General features: G+C 63.3%; 13 protein-coding genes. 2 read left to right on the forward strand and 11 right to left on the reverse strand.

Annotated elements, in window-relative coordinates; genetic code table 11:
* The first annotated feature begins 59 nt into the window (after window positions 1–59).
* Entirely contained in the window at window positions 60–1,061 is a 1,002-nt protein-coding gene (locus FJ974_RS08885) for a KpsF/GutQ family sugar-phosphate isomerase (RefSeq protein ID WP_140529826.1), read from the forward strand.
* Between the two features lie 218 nt (window positions 1,062–1,279).
* Here FJ974_RS08885 and FJ974_RS08890 read toward each other — a convergent pair whose 3' ends face one another.
* From FJ974_RS08890 to FJ974_RS08940, 11 genes are all read right to left on the reverse strand, one after another.
* Entirely contained in the window at window positions 1,280–1,744 is a 465-nt protein-coding gene (locus FJ974_RS08890; RefSeq protein ID WP_140529827.1) for an NfeD family protein, read from the reverse strand.
* Between the two features lie 20 nt (window positions 1,745–1,764).
* Window positions 1,765–2,715, reverse strand: a complete 951-nt coding sequence (locus FJ974_RS08895; RefSeq protein WP_140529829.1) for an SPFH domain-containing protein — start codon at window positions 2,713–2,715, stop codon at window positions 1,765–1,767.
* Window positions 2,716–2,843: 128 nt separating this feature from the next.
* Window positions 2,844–3,905 (reverse strand): ferrochelatase, encoded by a 1,062-nt coding sequence (gene hemH / locus FJ974_RS08900; RefSeq protein WP_140529831.1) that lies wholly within the window; start codon window positions 3,903–3,905, stop codon window positions 2,844–2,846.
* A 159-nt stretch (window positions 3,906–4,064) separates the two neighbouring features.
* A complete protein-coding gene (locus FJ974_RS08905; protein ID WP_140529833.1) occupies window positions 4,065–6,176 on the reverse strand; it encodes a bifunctional metallophosphatase/5'-nucleotidase in 2,112 nt (703 codons plus the stop codon).
* A 192-nt stretch (window positions 6,177–6,368) separates the two neighbouring features.
* A complete protein-coding gene (locus FJ974_RS08910) occupies window positions 6,369–6,746 on the reverse strand; it encodes a hypothetical protein (protein WP_140529834.1) in 378 nt (125 codons plus the stop codon).
* Between the two features lie 85 nt (window positions 6,747–6,831).
* Window positions 6,832–8,277: a homospermidine synthase gene (locus FJ974_RS08915; RefSeq protein WP_140529836.1), complete on the reverse strand. Its 1,446-nt coding sequence runs from the start codon at window positions 8,275–8,277 to the stop codon at window positions 6,832–6,834.
* A gap of 132 nt (window positions 8,278–8,409) precedes the next feature.
* Window positions 8,410–9,345 carry a heme-dependent oxidative N-demethylase family protein gene (locus FJ974_RS08920; protein WP_140529837.1) on the reverse strand — a complete coding sequence of 312 codons (936 nt, stop codon included), beginning with the start codon at window positions 9,343–9,345 and terminating at the stop codon, window positions 8,410–8,412.
* Between the two features lie 56 nt (window positions 9,346–9,401).
* The gene (locus tag FJ974_RS08925; RefSeq protein ID WP_140529839.1) at window positions 9,402–10,064 is read right to left on the reverse strand and encodes an aminotransferase class IV family protein; all 663 of its coding nucleotides are present in this window, start codon (window positions 10,062–10,064) and stop codon (window positions 9,402–9,404) included.
* Window positions 10,013–11,158: an aminodeoxychorismate synthase component I gene (locus FJ974_RS08930; protein ID WP_140529841.1), complete on the reverse strand. Its 1,146-nt coding sequence runs from the start codon at window positions 11,156–11,158 to the stop codon at window positions 10,013–10,015. Before FJ974_RS08930 ends, FJ974_RS08925 begins: the two co-directional genes overlap by 52 nt.
* Before the next feature lie 403 nt (window positions 11,159–11,561).
* Complete coding sequence (locus FJ974_RS08935) at window positions 11,562–12,293, reverse strand: proton-conducting membrane transporter (RefSeq protein WP_140529844.1); 732 nt, start codon at window positions 12,291–12,293, stop codon at window positions 11,562–11,564.
* A gap of 359 nt (window positions 12,294–12,652) precedes the next feature.
* On the reverse strand, window positions 12,653–14,491 hold the full coding sequence (locus tag FJ974_RS08940) for a M3 family oligoendopeptidase (protein WP_181177008.1): 1,839 nt from the start codon (window positions 14,489–14,491) through the stop codon (window positions 12,653–12,655).
* 158 nt (window positions 14,492–14,649) lie between these two features.
* Between FJ974_RS08940 and FJ974_RS08945 the strand changes: the two genes are divergently transcribed.
* Window positions 14,650–16,194, forward strand: coding sequence for a sigma-54-dependent transcriptional regulator (locus FJ974_RS08945; protein WP_140529846.1), 1,545 nt, complete (start codon window positions 14,650–14,652; stop codon window positions 16,192–16,194).
* Window positions 16,195–16,569: the final 375 nt, after the last annotated feature.

Genomic DNA, 16,569 nt, shown 5'->3' on the forward strand with positions numbered 1-16,569 from the left:
GAGCCCGTCGCGGCAATTCTGTTGGACAGGCGCGCGGCAAAGCGCTAATCGCATCAGCCATGCATGCGGGGTCCCCAAAAAGAGAGCAGCCGGACGGGCGGGCCGCGATCGAATCGGCGCTCAGAACCGTGGCGACGGAACAGGCCGGTGTGACGGCTCTGGCCGCCGCGCTGGAAAACGGATTGGCCGAACCGTTCGCGCGGTCGATCGAGCTCATCGCGCGGATCGAAGGCCGCGTCATCGTCACCGGCGTCGGCAAGAGCGGCCATATCGGCTCCAAGATCGCCGCCACGCTCGCCTCGACGGGGACGCCTGCCTTTTTCGTCCATCCGGCCGAAGCCAATCACGGCGATCTCGGCATGATTGCCAGGGATGACGCCATCATCGCCATGTCGTGGTCGGGCGAGAGCAGGGAACTGATGGGCATCGTCGCCTATTCCAGGCGTTTTTCGATCCCGCTGATCGCTATCACCTCCGGCGAGAGCTCGGCGCTGGCGCGCGCGGCCGATGTCGTGCTGCTTTTGCCGTTGGTGCCGGAGGCCTGTCCGCATGGCCTCGCGCCGACGACGTCGACCTTGCTTCAGCTGGTGATGGGCGATGCACTGGCGATTGCGCTGCTCGAGGCGCGCGGTTTCACGCCGGATCATTTTCGCACTTTCCACCCGGGTGGCCAGCTTGGCGCAAACCTGACGCAGCTGCGCGAGATCATGCATGTCGGTGAAAAATTGCCGCTGGTGCCGACAGGCACAGGCATGCAAGAAGCGATCGCCGAACTGTCGCGCAAAGGCTTTGGCTGCGTGGCGATTACCGACGCCAATGGCGCGCTGATAGGCATCATCACCGATGGCGATATCCGCCGCCACATCGCCAACGACCTTCTGGCGATGAGCGTCGATCAGGTGATGACGAAGAAGCCAAAGACCGCCAGACCCGAGACGCTGGTAGCAACGGCGCTGCAGACCATCAATGAGTCAGCCATCACCAGCCTGATGGTGGTCGAAGGCCGACGCCCTGTCGGGCTGGTGCACCTGCATGACCTGCTGCGCATAGGCGCGGCCTAAGGGCTACCGATATTCAGGTGAGGCCGGCCTGCGAACGGTGGCTTTCTGCGCTTCCGGTGCTCACGTAGTTTAAGTACGCTCCGCTCCGGCCTTCGCCGGACGAAGCCCTCATAAGTGTCTCCGTCCTATGAAGGCTACGGCCGGCGTAGGCCGGTTCTCGAAAGCCATCGTTTTCGACTCGGCCTGACCTGAATCTCAGCAGCCCCCAAACCGTTGGCTCAAACAGCTTCGACCGTCAGCTCAAGATCGGTATCGGCAGCACCAACGACACGCACCTGGGTGCCGGCCGGCAGATCGGGACCGGAGACGCGCCACAGCGTGTCGCCGAGCTTGATGCGACCACGGCCGTCCCGGATCGGCTCGGCAAGCGTCGCCGTCCGGCCGATCATCTGCGCGCCGCGGAGGTTGAGCAGCGGCTGGTCGGTCGGCTCTCGGCGCCCGCCTACCAGCTCTTTGCCGGCAAGTGCCGAGACCAGCGACAGGACCAGGAAAGCCAACGTCTGGGCCTGCCAAGTCCAGAAGCTTGCGTCCCAGATCTGCATGGAGATGGCGCCGATCAACAACGCGGCAATGCCGATCCACAGCATGAACACGCCGGGCGCGATCACCTCCATGATCAGGAGGATGAAGCCGAGGACTATCCAGCTCCACGGGCCAAGTTCCGAAATGATGTGGGCGATCATGGGAGTGCGCTCCTACGATCTCAGGTCTCGCCAGGCCGAACCACCGGCGGACGTGCGACCTGCCGCTGTGGGCCGGTCGAGCCATCGCCCTTGAAAACTTCCCTGGCGATCTCACCGATGCCGCCGAGCGTGCCGATCAGCGACGACGCTTCCAGCGGCATCAGCACGACCTTGCTGTTGGTGGCCGAGCCGATCCTGGTCAGGGCTTCGGTGTATTTCTGGGCAACGAAGTAGTTGAGCGCCTGCACGTCGCCCTTGGCGATGGCTTCGGACACGACCTGCGTCGCGCGGGCTTCTGCTTCGGCCGAGCGTTCGCGTGCCTCGGCATCGCGGAAGGCAGCTTCCTTGCGGCCTTCGGCTTCGAGGATCTGCGACTGCTTGAGGCCTTCGGCGGCGAGGATCTGGGCGCGCTTGTTGCGCTCGGCCGTCATCTGCCGTCCCATCGATTCGATCAGGTTGGCCGGCGGATTGATGTCCTTGATCTCGACGCGGGTGATCTTGATGCCCCAGGGATGGGCGGCCTCGTCGACAACGCGCAGCAGGCGCTCGTTGATCGCGTCGCGGTTGGACAACAATTCGTCGAGATCCATCGAGCCCATGACGGTGCGGATGTTGGTCATCGTCAGGTTGAGGATGGCGTTCTGCAGCCCGGAGACCTGGTAGGCGGCCTGAGGGGCATTGAGAATCTGGAAGAAGGCGATACCGTCGACGCCGACAATGGCGTTGTCGCGGGTGATGATTTCCTGGCTCGGGACGTCGAGCACCTGCTCCATCATGTTCATCCTGGCGCCGATGCGATCGACGAAGGGCACGATGAGGTTGAGGCCCGGGCTCAATGTCTTGGTGTAACGGCCGAAACGCTCAACCGTGTAATTGTAGCCTTGCGGGATCGTCCGGATGCCCCTGAAAAGCACCAGTACGACCAGTGCGACAAGAACAATGATGGCAATATCGAAACCGCTGAAGCCCATTTCGTTTCTCCCTCAAAAGGCCGACGACCTCACGGAATCACTTAAGTGTATTTCCCCAGTGTTACAATCAGGTGATCGCGAATATTGGTTAGCGAAGGCTTCTGCGCACCGCCGGCCGCCTCAAGCCGTTAAACCCACCCCGACAGTTCCCGCCGTACCATCGCCTCGATCACAGCCATGCCCTCGGCGCTGTCGTTGAGGCAAGGGATATGGGCGAAATTCTCGCCGCCGGCATGGTGGAAGGTCTCGGCCGCCTCGCGGCCGATCTCGTCCAGCGTCTCGATGCAGTCGACGGAAAATCCGGGATTGACGATGGCGATGGATTTGACGCCGTCCTTGCCCAGCTTCTCTACCGTTTTGTCGGTATAGGGCTGCAGCCATTCCTGCGCGCCGAAGCGCGACTGGAAGGTGGTGATCAGCTTCTTCTCGTCCCAGCCGAGCTTTGCGCGCAGCAGCCGGGTCGTCTCCAGGCAGTGCGACCGGTAGGGATCGCCCTTGTCGGAATAGGGTTTGGGAATGCCGTGATAGGAGGTGATGACCACCTCCGGCTCGAAGTCGAGGTTGGCCAGATGCCGTTCGATCGACTGCGCCAGCGCCTCGATGTAGACCGGCTCGTCGTAATAGGGCGGCACGCTGCGGATCGCCGGCGCGCGCCTGATCTTCATCAAGGCGCGGAACAGCTGGTCATTGGCGGTCGCTGTCGTCGTCGCCGAATATTGCGGATAGAGCGGAAAGGAGAGAATGCGGTCGCAGCCCTGCTCGACCAGCCTGCGGGCGACGCTTTCGGTCGAGGGATTGCCGTAGCGCATCGCCCAGTCGACGACGACATTCGGCAGGTCGCCGAGCGCCGAAGCCAGCTTCTGACCTTGAGCGCGGGTAAAAGTGCGCAGCGGCGACTCGTTCTTCTCCCGGTTCCAGATCCTGGCGTAGTTGGCGCCGGATTTCTTCGGCCGGGTTGTCAGCACGAGCCCGTAGAGGATCGGATACCAGATCGCCTTGTTGAGCTCGATGACGCGCGGGTCGGAGAGGAATTCCCTCAGATAGCGCCACATCGGCTTGAAGTCGGTGCCGTCGGGCGTGCCGAGGTTGACCAGCATGACGCCGATCCTGCCCGTCTTGGACGACGCACCTGCCTGCAGCGGGGCGAGGGCCTTCGCGGCTTCGGGATCGGCAGGCGTGGCAAGCGTCATCAATTGTCTCCGGACACCGCAAATGCGCAGCGTCGCGAAAACTAGCGATGCCCTGCCGGTTTTAAAATGCCGCGCGTGGCCGCACCTTACCGCGTTCCCATCTGGGAACGGAACACCCGTCTGGTTCGCGGACGGGTGCCATGAATTTCCCGGGTGGGACTATTTTGCCGCCGGGGGGATGGTCAGCGTCGCGCCGAGCGGCAGCCGACGCGGTCTGTAGTCCTTGTTGGCGTCCGAAATCAGCTTCCACTTGGTGGCGTCGCCATAGGCCTTTTTGGCCAGGTCCCAATAGGTGTCGCCGGCGGCTATCACATGGTTGGTTTCCGGGGCGGTCTCGGCCGGCTTGGCCTCGGCGGGCGCCGTCTGCGCAGGTTTCGCCGGTTCGGCTGAGGGGGCGGGGGCGGGCGCCGCCGTCTCGGCGGGCTTTGCCGGTTCGGCCGCGGGCGCCGCCGGCGCAGCCTCGGCCGGTTTGGCCGGCTCTGCCGGTGCCGACGCAGCGGGGGCGGTTTCTGCCGGAACGGTCGGCGGCGTGCCCGCAATGTCGCCGGAATTGGCCGGCAGTTCGGGCATAGCAGGCTGCGAGGCCGCTGGCGCCGTCTCGGCCGGCTTTGCCGGCTCGGCGGGCTTGGCCGGCTCCGCCGCCGGTGCTGCTGCTGTCGTTGCCGCAACCTCGGTGATGCGGCCGTCGAGCTTCGGCGTATAAGGCCGATGCGCGCTGAGATAGTCGGCTAACACCTGCTCCAGGCCCGGGCCGTAGTCATAGGCGTCCGTGGCCCTGTCGGCAAAGACCTTGTAGCCGTCGCCGCCCTGGCGGACATAGTTGTTGGTGGCGACCAGATATTGCTTGTCGGGATTGATCGGCGTCCAGGCGCCGTTCTCCATCACCTCGACCGATTTGATCCGGCCGGCATTGGGCGCGACCGATTTGTCGAAGGAGTATTTCAGCCCGGCCACCTGCGGGAACCGCCCGGCGCCGTCCTCGATCTGGCTGACGCCGTTTTCGAGGCCGGCAACGATATCCTTGCCCGAGATCTTGAATGTCGCCAGCGTGTTCTGGAACGGCAGCACCGTCAGCACCTCGCCCATGGTCACGACGCCCTGGTCGATCGAGGCGCGCAGGCCGCCGCCATTCGAGATGGCGATCTCGACGCCCTGGGCCTTGGTCCGGTCAAGAATGGCGTCGGAGACGAGATTGCCCATCTCGCATTCATGGGCGCGGCAACTGTCGCGGCTGCCGTCGATCGGCTTGGTGGTCTCGGCGACCTCCTTGTTCTTCAGCGCCTCGATCGGCGCGCCGAGTTCCTTGATGCGGGCGAGCACCGCCGGATCGGGCGTAATCGACTTGTCGAGAGAGATCGGCGCGCCGCTGGCTTCCTTGACGACGCCATTGTCGTCGAACACGACCTTGAACTCGCCGAGATATTTCGAATAGGACGCCGCCTGTACGACCGGCACCTTGTAGCCATCGGGGTTGTCGACCATCGTCGGATAGGGGCCTTCGGCCTTCGGGTCGGTGTTGGACAGAAGCGTATGGCTGTGGCCGCCGACCACAACGTCGATGCCAGGGATCTTGGCGATGACATCGCGCTCGCGCCTGTAGCCGATATGGGTCACCGCGATGATCTTGTTGATCCCTTGGGACTTGAGTTTCTCGACCTCGGCCGTGATCGACTTGACGTCGTCGCCGATGGTGATGTTGGGACCGGGCGAGGAGAGTTCCGGCGTGTCGTTGGTGACGGCGCCGATGATGCCGATCTTTTGCCCGCCGACCTCGACGACGATCGAGGGCTTGACGCGGTCGCCGAGCTTGGACTGCGCGTTGGCCTTCACATTGGCGCCGAGCACCGGAAATTTGATCATGTCGAGGAATGGCGCGAGCGCCGACTCGCCGTCGTCGAACTCGTGATTGCCGAGCGCCATGGCGTCGAACTTCATCTCATTGAGGAACTCGCCTTCCACCTTGCCCTTGTAGGTCGTGTAGAAGAGCGAGCCCTGGAAATTGTCGCCGGCGCTCAGCAATAGCACGTTCTGGCCTTCGAGCTTCTTGCGCTCCTGCGCGATCGCGGTAATCAGCCGGCCGGCGCCGCCGATGCACTCGCCCTTGGTCTCCTCTTGGGCCGAGCAGGTCGACTCGTATTTGTTGTTGCCTTCGATGCGGCTGTGCCAGTCGTTGATGTGCAGGATGTTCAACGTGTAGTCGGCAAAGGATGCTTCGGCCGACAGGCCAAGCGTCGAGGCCGACAGGGCCAGAATGGCGGCAATCTTCTTCATGTTCGTCTCCCGGATGAGCTGACCTGAAGGTGCTTAATGCCCTCGCTTGACTGAAAGATAACAGCCAGCTTCGGGTCATGTTCACATCGCGTTTCAGCCGACGCAAGCGGAAATCAAGGCACGGTTTGCCGGCGCAAAAAAGGGACGGCGGCTCGAGCCGCCGTCCCTTTCAAAGTCGGTGTCTGTCTCGGTTCAGGCCCGGCGCGTCAGCACGAAATTCTGGCCGCTGGCGCTGGTGCAGTTGAGCTGGCTGGTCGAGATCATCAGGCAGTTGAAGCTGACCGGCGTCTGGCGGATCAGCGAGGTGCCGTGGATCTCGACCGATGTCGGGCCGGTCATGGTGTAGCTGCCTTCGGACAGCTTTTGGCCGGTGTCGGTCGCGACAGTAGCGAAACTGCCGGCCTTGAAGGTCGACAGGCCGGTACCCTTGGCGTCGATCCATGAGCCTTCGACCCCCTTGGGTGCAGCCGCCATTGGTGGGGCTTCAGGGCCGCCCGTCATACAGCCGGCAAGCAGGGTGGCCAAGGCAATGGCAGCGCCCACAGAAAGAACTTTGCGCGCAATGGTCATATGAAAACCCTCTCCTCAGTCCGCGCCTTTTCAATCGCCCGATTTCCGGGCGATTGCAAGGTGGTGAGGGCTGTTGATCCGGCTGCTATCGCACGAGGATGTTGCGGAATTGCCACGGGTCGTTCTTGTCCAGATCCTCGGGGAAAAGGCCGGGACGGTTATCCAGCGGCGTCCAGTCGGTGTAGTAACCCTTGACCGGTCCGAGATAGGGCAATTGCACGTCGAGGCAGCGCTTATAGTCCATCTCGTCGGCCTCGACGATGCCGGCGTCTGGGTTTTCCAGCGCCCAGACCATGCCGGCGAGCACCGCCGAGGTGACCTGCATGCCGGTGGCGTTCTGGTAGGGCGCCAGCTTGCGTGCCTCGGCCAGCGACAGCTGCGAGCCGTACCAATAGGCGTTCCTGTCATGGCCGTAGAGCAGCACGCCAAGCTCGTCGACGCCGTCGACCAGCTCGTTCTCGTCGAGCACGTGGTGCACCGGCTGCGGCTTGCCGGCGGCGCCGAACATCTCGTGCAGCGACAGGATCGCGTCGTTGCAGGGATGATAGGCGTAGTGGCAGGTCGGGCGGTACTGCACCTTGCCCTTCTTGGAGCGCACGGTGAAGAAATCGGCGATCGAGATGGACTCGTTATGAGTCACCAGCAAGCCGTATTGCGGACCGGGCGTCGGGCACCATGTGCGCACGCGTGTGTTGGCACCGGGTTGCTCCAGGAAGATCGCCGCCTTCGAGCCGTGCTTGTGCTTCATGGCGTTCTTTGGCATCCATTTCTCATGCGTGCCCCAGCCGAGCTCCGCCGGCTGCAGGCCTTCCGAGACGAAGCCATCGACCGACCAGGTGTTCCAGAATACGTCCATCGGCTTCGGCTTCTTGGTGCGCTGGGTGTCCCGCTCGGCGATGTGGATGCCTTTGACGCCGGCCTTCCTCATCAGCTTGGCCCAGCCTTCGTGGTCGTGCTGCGCAGGCTCGGAAAACTGCAGGCCGAGATCGGTGGCGAGGTTGACCAGCGCCTTCTTGACGAACCATGAGACCATGCCGGGATTGGCGCCGCAGGTCGAGACCGCCGTCGCGCCGCCTGGCTTGTCTTGCTTTTCCTTGATCATGGCTTCGCGCAGCGCATAGTTGGTGCGGCTGGCATTGTCGGCCTTGGTGTCGAAATAGAAGCCCAGCCACGGTTCGACGACCGTGTCGATGTAGAGCACGCCGAGCTTGCGGCAGAGCCGCATCAGATCGACCGAGCCAGTGTCGACCGACAAATTGACGCAAAAGCCCTGGCCAACGCCATTGGTCAAGAGCGGCGTCAGCAGCTTCTTGTAGTTCTTTTCGGTCACGGCGTCCTGGACGAAGGTGATGCCGCGTTCGTCGAGCAGCTTGCGGTCGGTGTCGCGCGGATCAACGACCGTCATGCGCGATTTGTCGAACTTGAAATGGCGCTCGATCAGCGGCAGCGTTCCCCGCCCGATCGAGCCGAAGCCGATCATCACGACGGGACCGGTGATTTCACCGTAGACCGGCCAGTTTTCATTCGCCATTTTTTCGCACACTCCTTCAAAACACCTGCAAAACCGGGCGTTTCCGCTCGACGGCCAAGCGCTACACCACAGTTTATTGTCATAAACCAGTGAAAAGCGCCAACCGCCGGCTAAGTGGCTATGGAGGCGTGGTTAAGCCGCCTTGGCCATGTCGTGGAGGAAGGCTACGAGCCGGTCGCGGTCGGCGGTCAGACCCTTGTAGTCCAATTGCGCCTGGTCCAGCGCATCGAGCTGTCCGGCGAAGGACGCGGCCAGCGTCGCCCTGTCGGGGTGTCGCGCCAGCACCGCCAGCGGGTCGAGGTGGATGCGGATGGTGAACAGGATGTCGCCCAACACAGGCAGCTTGCGTAGTGTCTGCCGCTCGACGCGGATAAAGGCGTGGGCATTGATGTCATCGCCCGGGAAGCGGCTGGGGCGGCTGATGGCGCGGTCGATGCGCTGGACGTTGGAAAGCGGATGATAGAGCGCGTCGCCGGCCTGGATCGACCAGTTGAAGCGTTCGACCGCCTGGCCCTGCAGGCCGTCGAACATGCGGTTGATGAGCTCGGCCGGACGCGTGCCGGGGCCGAAGCCCGGCACCGGCGCATGGATCTCTTGCAGCGGCTTGCCGAACTTTTCGAGCAGCGACCAGGACGAGGGAAAGCAGAGCGAGCCGGCGGCGAGCCGCCAGCCGCGCTCGTCGCGGCGCATCAGGATCAGATCGTCCTGGACAAGCAGGGACGCCCGGACAAGCGGCGCTTCGCGCAATTCCGCGGCAAGCTGGTCGATCGCACTTTCGAAGCCGATCGCCTCGATATCCGGGCCAGCGCCGCGATGCGTGCCGGGATGCTTCGCCGCGAGATGCGCGGCGAGCAGCTCGAGCACTTCGCGCTGTGCCTCGCGGGTGCCAGCCTCCTCGACGAAGACCTTTTCTGGAATCTCCGCGTAAAGCCGTTGCTTTTCGGCAAGGTGGGCCAGAAGGAATTCGTCGATCTCGATCCATTTGCCGAAGTCGAGCGGCTTCAGCCCGATGGTGAAGAGTTTTGAAGACCCGTCATAGGGCGTGTGGGTCGGCCGGCGAATAGTCATTTCTTCTTCAAAAAACAAAATCGGGTCTTCTTCAAAAACAAAATCGGGCTCCAGTGTCAGGCCAGCCGCGCCGGGATCAGCCCGCGCAAGGAATTGCCGACGAAGATCGCCTTCGCCGACTTCAGGTCTTCAAAGCTGTAGATCGCTTCGACAGCGCGGCCTTCGTCCAGAAGCTCGCCGCGCAATATTCCAGGCAGCAAGCCGCAGTCGAGCCTGGGAGTGGCAAGCATGCCGTCGCCGAAGTCGGCAAACAGATTGGTGATCGTGCCTTCGCAAAGTTCGCCGCGTTCGTTGGCGAGCAGCACCTCGTCGGCGCGGGTGGCGAGATACTCGGCGCGCGCCTGCTGGTAGGTGTCGCGGCGGCTGGTCTTGTGGCGCAGCAGCGTATTGCCGGAATCGAGCCTGACCCTTGCCAATTGCAGCCGCCAGACCTGTTCGGCGGCGAGCGGTTCGTAAGCTTGCGCCGCGGCCGCCGCTTCGCCATTGCGTGACAGGACGAGGCGCACCCGCAAAGCGACCCCGTGTGTGCCGACGGCGTTCATCAGGGTCTCGCCGATCCGCTGCGGATCGCAGGCAAAGCCGAGTTCGGCGGCCGAGGCATAGAGCCTGGCAAGATGGCGATCGAAGCGCAGGAAGCCCGAACCCGGCTCCCAGCGCATGGTCTCGATCAGCTCGAAATCGGCACGGTTCCCGTCGCGAAGCGCGCTTTCAACAGACACTCCCGGTACTCCTCCTCGGCGGTGGAATCGAAGACGACGCCGCCGCCGACATTGTAGACGGCCTCGCCATCGGCAAAGAGCGAGATGGTGCGGATCGCCACGGAAAAGCGCATCGTGCCGCCGGGCGCGATCCAGCCGATGGCGCCGCAATACACGTCGCGCGGCTTTTCCTCCAGATCGTGCAGGATTTCCATGGCGCGGATCTTCGGCGCGCCGGTGATCGAGCCGCAGGGAAACAGCGCCGCAAAAACCTGGCGGATGCCGATATCGGGCAGCAGCTTCGCCCGCACCCTACTCACCATCTGGTGCACGGTCGGATAGGTTTCGATGCGAAACAGCTCCGGCACCTCCAGCGTGCCGACCTCGCTGATCAGCGAAATGTCGTTGCGCAACAGGTCGACGATCATGCGGTTCTCGGCCTGGTTCTTCTCGTCGTTGCGCAGGAACGCCTTCAGCCGCGCATCCTCGGCTTTAGTGGCGCCGCGCGGCGCCGTGCCCTTCATCGGATGAGTCTCGATCATGCCCTCGGCGTCGACCTCGAAGAACAGTTCGGGCGAGCGCGACAGCACGATCGGGTCGCCAAGCGAAATCAGCGCGCCGTATTTCACCGGCTGGCGCGCGACCAGCGCGTCAAAGGCGGCGAGCGGATCGCCGGACCATTGCGCATTGACGGGAAAGGTCAGATTGCCCTGATAGCAGTCGCCCTTGCGGATATGGTCGTGGAGGCGGTCGAAGCGGCTTGCATAGTCCTCGGCCGACCATGCTGCCCGGGCATCGAAGATCGGGCCATTGCTGGCCACCCCGTTGCCCTTTGGCACGGCCTGTTCGAGCGGCGCGTCGAAAACGCCGAGGCAGATCAGCGGTGCGCGGCGGCCTTCAGGCAACAGCGGCACTAGCTTCGGCTCGAGCAGGTAGCCGGCTTCGTAGGAGAAATATCCGGCCAGCCATTTGCCGGCGTCCGACGCGGCCTGCGCGGCTTGCAGCGCCGGCAGGAATTCATCGGCGCTGCGCGCCGCGATGATCTCGTACGGCTGGTCGAAGACAAGCTGGCGGGCGGTCTCGTCGTTGCGGAAGATTGCAAAGGGCAGGGACATGAGCCTCGGTATGCGGTCAATGGCGCCGTGGATGGCTCTATATGGGAGCTCGGCGCGCTGCAATCGAGACAACGGCGTCGGGCGACGCAAAGGCGTCCAGTTAGAGCGGAAGCTTTTCGGTAACGGATTTTGCAGGGATTGGCGGAAACCCCCGAACTTCGTCATCCACGGGCGGAGCGGAAGCGAAGCGGACGCGTAGACCCGAGGATCCCATTCCGTGACTTCGCACGAAGGGTAAAGGCGGTGCAGAAGGAAAGCTTTTCTGCACCGCCGCAGCGTTTGTAGGTAACGGAATGGATCCTATGGTCTGCGCTGCGTCGCTTCGCTCCTCGCTGCGCCATAGGATGACGAAGTGACGGGTGTCTCTGGCCAACCTCCGTCGTTTGCGACGCCGGCGAGATGTTCAGGTGTTGCTGGCAGTTCCCGCTGTCGGGAACTGACGGGCGAATTCCTTCTCGTCGCCGGCAGCCAGCAATTTCGCCTGCTCGATCCATTTCTCGCGCGCGATGCGGCCGTCGAAATTCAGCACCTCCTCGATGCGCTTGACGTCGGCTTCGGTCCAGGCGGCGATCTGGGCGTAAGTGGTGATGCCCTGGCCCTTGAGCAGCCTTTCGTTGACCGGGCCGATGCCGATCAGCCGGCGCAGATTGTCCGCCTTACCGGCTGCTGCTTTCGGGGCCGCGGCTTTTGTCGCCGGGGCGGCTTTGCTTGGTGCGGCCTTCGGCGCTGACGATTTGGCTGCGGTCGGCTTTGGCGCCGCGGTCTTGGCCGCCGCGGGTTTCTTTGCGGCGGCCTTGGCCGGTGCCGATTTTGCTGGTGCCGATTTAGCGGGGGACGATTTGGCGGCCGCGGGCGTCGACGTCAGCGTCGCCGGCGCCGGCGCGGAGGCCTTGTCGGCGCCAGCCCTGGCGGCGGGCGCGTTACGCAGGCGGCTTTCGAGATCGGCGCGGGCGCGGGCGCATGCTTCGAGTTCGCCCTTCAGGCGATCGCCATCGGCACGCAGCCTGTCGCGTTCGCCCTTTGTACGATCGAGATCGCCGCGCAGGCTGTCGAGCTCGCCGCGCAGGCGGCCCCAAATGAACCAGCCAACCAGAACGCCCACAATGAACGCCAGGAGCATGTAGAAGAAAGTCATTTCTCTCTCCAGTCCGATCTGCCGGCGGTGGCCGTCAATGGCGAGCTTGCCGCAAGGATCGTCAATCGTTCCGCGGTCGGCGGAACAGCCGGCTTCAGTCGAGCTGTCGGCTACCGGCTTTGCGCCGATGGCCGACGGCCATCATCGCTTTCGCCGAGGCGCCACCACCGGCCCGAGATTGCCTCAGGCTTGCGCTCCGGCTGAGCTTGGGAGCGGACGCTACCATAAGGCTTGCCGAAAGCTAACCGAAAAAGTCCGCACAGAGTTGTTCAAGAACAGATATTTAGAGCAAGAACAGGGCCGTCATAAACATGCGATCCGGCTAAACTATTCTGTCCCGTTCCCCGCCATAAGCGCCATCACTTGTCGAGCGTTTCCAACTCGTCGATCAGGGCGCTGATCACGCCGAGGCCGATCTGCCAGAAGGCGGGATCGGTGGCGTCGAGGCCGAAGGGCGCCAGAAGCTCCGAGTGATGCTTGGTGCCGCCGGCGCGCAGCATCTCGAAATACTTCTCCTGAAAGCCGCGTTCGGCGTTCTGGTAGACGGCATAGAGCGAGTTCACCAGGCAATCGCCGAAGGCATAGGCATAGACGTAGAAAGGCGAATGAATGAAATGCGGGATATAGGTCCAGAAGACCTCATAGCCCTCGCGCAATTTGATCGCCGGCCCGAGGCTCCCGGCCTGAACCTCCAGCCAGAACTCGCCGAGCCTGTCCGAGGTCAGCTCGCCGTTGCGGCGCTCGGCATGCACCTTGCGCTCGAATTCGTAAAAGGCGATCTGGCGCACGACCGTGTTGATCATGTCCTCGACCTTCTGCGCGAGCATCGCCTTGCGCTCGCGTTTGTCGCTGGTCTGGTCGAGCAGCGAGCGGAAGGTCAGCATCTCGCCGAAGACGGACGCCGTCTCGGCCAGCGTCAGCGGCGTCGAGGCCATCAGCGCGCCCTGGCCGGCAGCCAGCACCTGGTGCACGCCATGGCCGAGCTCATGCGCCAAGGTCATAACGTCACGCGGCTTGCCCATGTAGTTGAGCAGCACGTAAGGGTGCACCGACGGCACCGTCGGATGCGCGAAGGCGCCTGGCGACTTGCCCGGCCTGACAGGGGCATCGATCCAGTTGCGGTCGAAGAAGGTCCGCGCGATCTCGGCCATGTCGGGCGAGAAGCGCTGGTAGGCCGACAGCACGGTATCCCTGGCGTCGCCCCAGCGGATCACCGCCTGCGGCGTTTCCGGCAAGGGCGCGTTGCGGTCCCAGTGGTTCATCACCTCCATGCCGAGCCAGCGCGCCTTCATGGCGTAATAGCGGTGCGACAGGCGCGGATACGCCTCGCGCACGGCGGCAGCCAGCGCGTCGACCACGCCGCGCTCGACGCGGTTGGCGAGATGGCGCGAATCGGCGATGTCCTCGAAACCGCGCCAGCGGTCGGAGATTTCCTTGTCCTTGGCCAGCGTATTGGTGATCAGCGTGAAGGTGCGCAGGTTCTTGCGGAAGGTCTGGGCAAGTGCCTCGGAGGCACGGCGGCGCACTTCGCCGTCGGCGTCCTGCAAGCGGTTCAGCGCCGGCTCCAGCGTCAGCTCCTCGCCGTCGACATCGAAGCGCAGGTCGGTCATGGTCTCGTCGAACAGCCGGTTCCAGGCGCCGCGTCCAGTGACCGATTTTTCGTGGAACAACTGCTCGACGCGATCCTCGAGCTGGAAGGGCTTGTCCTTCCTGAGGTCGAGCACCCAGGGCCGATAATGGCCAAAGGCGGCATCGGCGTTCAGCGCATTTTCGATGACCGCATCGTCGATCAGGTTGAGTTCCAGCGCAAAGAATAAAAGATGCGCGCTGGCGTCGGTCATCTTCTCCTGGACGTCGCCATAGAGCTTGGCGCGCTGCGGATCCGCAGTGTTACCGGCGTAGACCAAGCCAGCATAGGAGACAATGCGGCCGATCAGCTCCTCGAGCGCCTCGTAGGCCTGCAGCGCCTCGCCCAGCCTGCCGGCGCTGCCGCGTGCGGCCTCGGCGGCAAGCGTGCCCTTCCAGCGGGTTTCGAAGGCGATCGCATCGCCTGCAGCTTGCGCGATGTCGCGCTTCAGCTCCGGCGCTGCCATGCCGGTGTAGAGATCGGCGAGATTCCATTCCGGCAGATCGCCAATCTCCGCCGCGCCCTGACCGGATGCCGTCGCTGCAAGCCGCCGACCAAACATCATGCGCATCAACAATACCTTCTGTGCATCAAGGGGCCAAAATCAAAGGGAAAGGAGAAGCCGGTCAAATCCTAAGGAATTCGTTCACCGGGTTTTTTGAAACCTTATTTAGAACCCTGTGCCAAGATGATCCATGGGGTTTCTCGGGCAGGCAACTCGAAACAGTCATGACAGGTTCCATACTCATAGTCGATGACGATCCCGTGCAGCGCAGGCTGCTCGAGGCGGCGGTGACCAAGTTCGGTCACACCGCGATCGTCGCCGATGGCGGCGAGGCGGGTCTCAACGTGCTTGAGGGACCGAACGCCCGCGAAGTGTCGGTCGTCATCCTCGACCTGATGATGCCCGGCCTCGACGGCATCGGCGTCCTCAAGGCGATGCGGGAGCGCGACATCAACCTTCCGGTCATCGTGCAGACGGCGCAGGGCGGCATCGAAACCGTTGTTTCGGCAATGCGCCACGGCGCCTTCGACTTCGTCGTCAAGCCGGCCTCGCCGGACCGGCTGCAGACCGCAATCGGCAACGCGCTCAAGGTCGAGGCGGTCGAGGACGAGATGAAGCGCTCGTCGCGGCGGCGCGGCGGTCACCTGACCTTCAAGGATATGATCACCCACAGCCCGGCGATGGACCGGGTCATCCGCCTCGGGCAAAAGGCGGCGGCCTCCCACATCCCGATCCTGATCGAAGGCGAGTCCGGCGTCGGCAAGGAACTGGTGGCGCGCGCCATCCAGGGCAGCGGCGACCGCCGCTCAAAGCCCTTCGTCACCGTCAATTGCGGCGCCATCCCCGACAATCTCGTCGAATCGATCCTGTTCGGCCATGAGAAGGGCTCGTTCACCGGCGCCTCCGAAAAGCACACCGGCAAATTCGTCGAGGCGCATTCGGGCACGCTCTTCCTCGACGAGATCGGCGACCTGCCGCTCGATGTGCAGGTCAAGCTGTTGCGCGCCGTCCAGGACGGCGAGGTCGATCCGGTCGGCGGCCGCTCGACAGTCAAGGTCGACATAAGGCTGATCTCGGCGACGCACCGCAACCTGTTGCAGCAAGTCAAGGACGGCAAGTTCCGCGAGGATCTGTTCTACCGGCTCAATGTCTATCCGATCTTCGTGCCGCCGCTGCGCGACCGCCGCGACGACATTCCCCATCTGGTCCGGCATTTCATGGAGAAGGTGGCGCCGGCCGATCCGCGCCGCCGCCTCAACGGGATTTCGGCGAAGGCGCTTGCGATGCTGCAGGCCTATGACTGGCCGGGCAATATAAGGCAGCTGGAAAACGCCGTGTTCAGGGCATCGGTGCTGGCCGAAGGCGACTTTTTGACCGAAGAGGAATTCCCGCAGATCCGGGCGCAGGTGGACGGCATCGTCAATCTCGATGCGGAACCCGCATCTGCAGGCGCCGGAACGGCCGAGGGTGAGCCGCGACCGGCCGATCGCGCCGCCTCCAACGGAACCGGGCATGGTTTGCCGGAGAGCGAGGCGCCGGCATGGCCGCAGCATCGTTTCGGCACGCTCAGGGCTCTCGACGAGCGCGGCAATGTGCGGGCGCTTGCCGATGTCGAACTCGAGATGATCAGGCTCGCCATCGACCACTATAACGGCCAGATGAGCGAGGTCGCGCGCCGCCTCGGCATTGGCCGCTCGACCCTCTACCGCAAGTTGAAGGAATATGGCATTGATCCCGAAGCGGGTCGAATCGACCGGCTTGCCTCTTGAGGCGCCGGCCTCAGCCCGACTTGCCGGCTTAAAATCCAAAGTCAAATTGTCGCTTCTGTCTGGAAGGCGCGGATTTTCAGCGGCTTGCGCGCTGGTGATCACACATTAAGGCCGACGGTAACAGATCGTGTTCCGGCCGAAGCCGGATTCGTGATCTAAACCAGCGATTTACCAAGAAAGGCGGTACATTGTTTTTGACGGGATATCGCCACCGTGTTACCCCATTTTGGCTTCAATAAGCGGTGATTAACCATTAGGATCGATATTCGGATGTGAAAACCACACATCCGTTTGGGCAAATCCGGGGACAAACGGCAGCCTGCAAGGCCTTTTGATTTGAACCAAGTCGAACGACACACAGACGGGCGGCATTTT

The sequence above is a fragment of the Mesorhizobium sp. B1-1-8 genome, assembly GCF_006442795.2.
GTDB lineage: Bacteria > Pseudomonadota > Alphaproteobacteria > Rhizobiales > Rhizobiaceae > Mesorhizobium.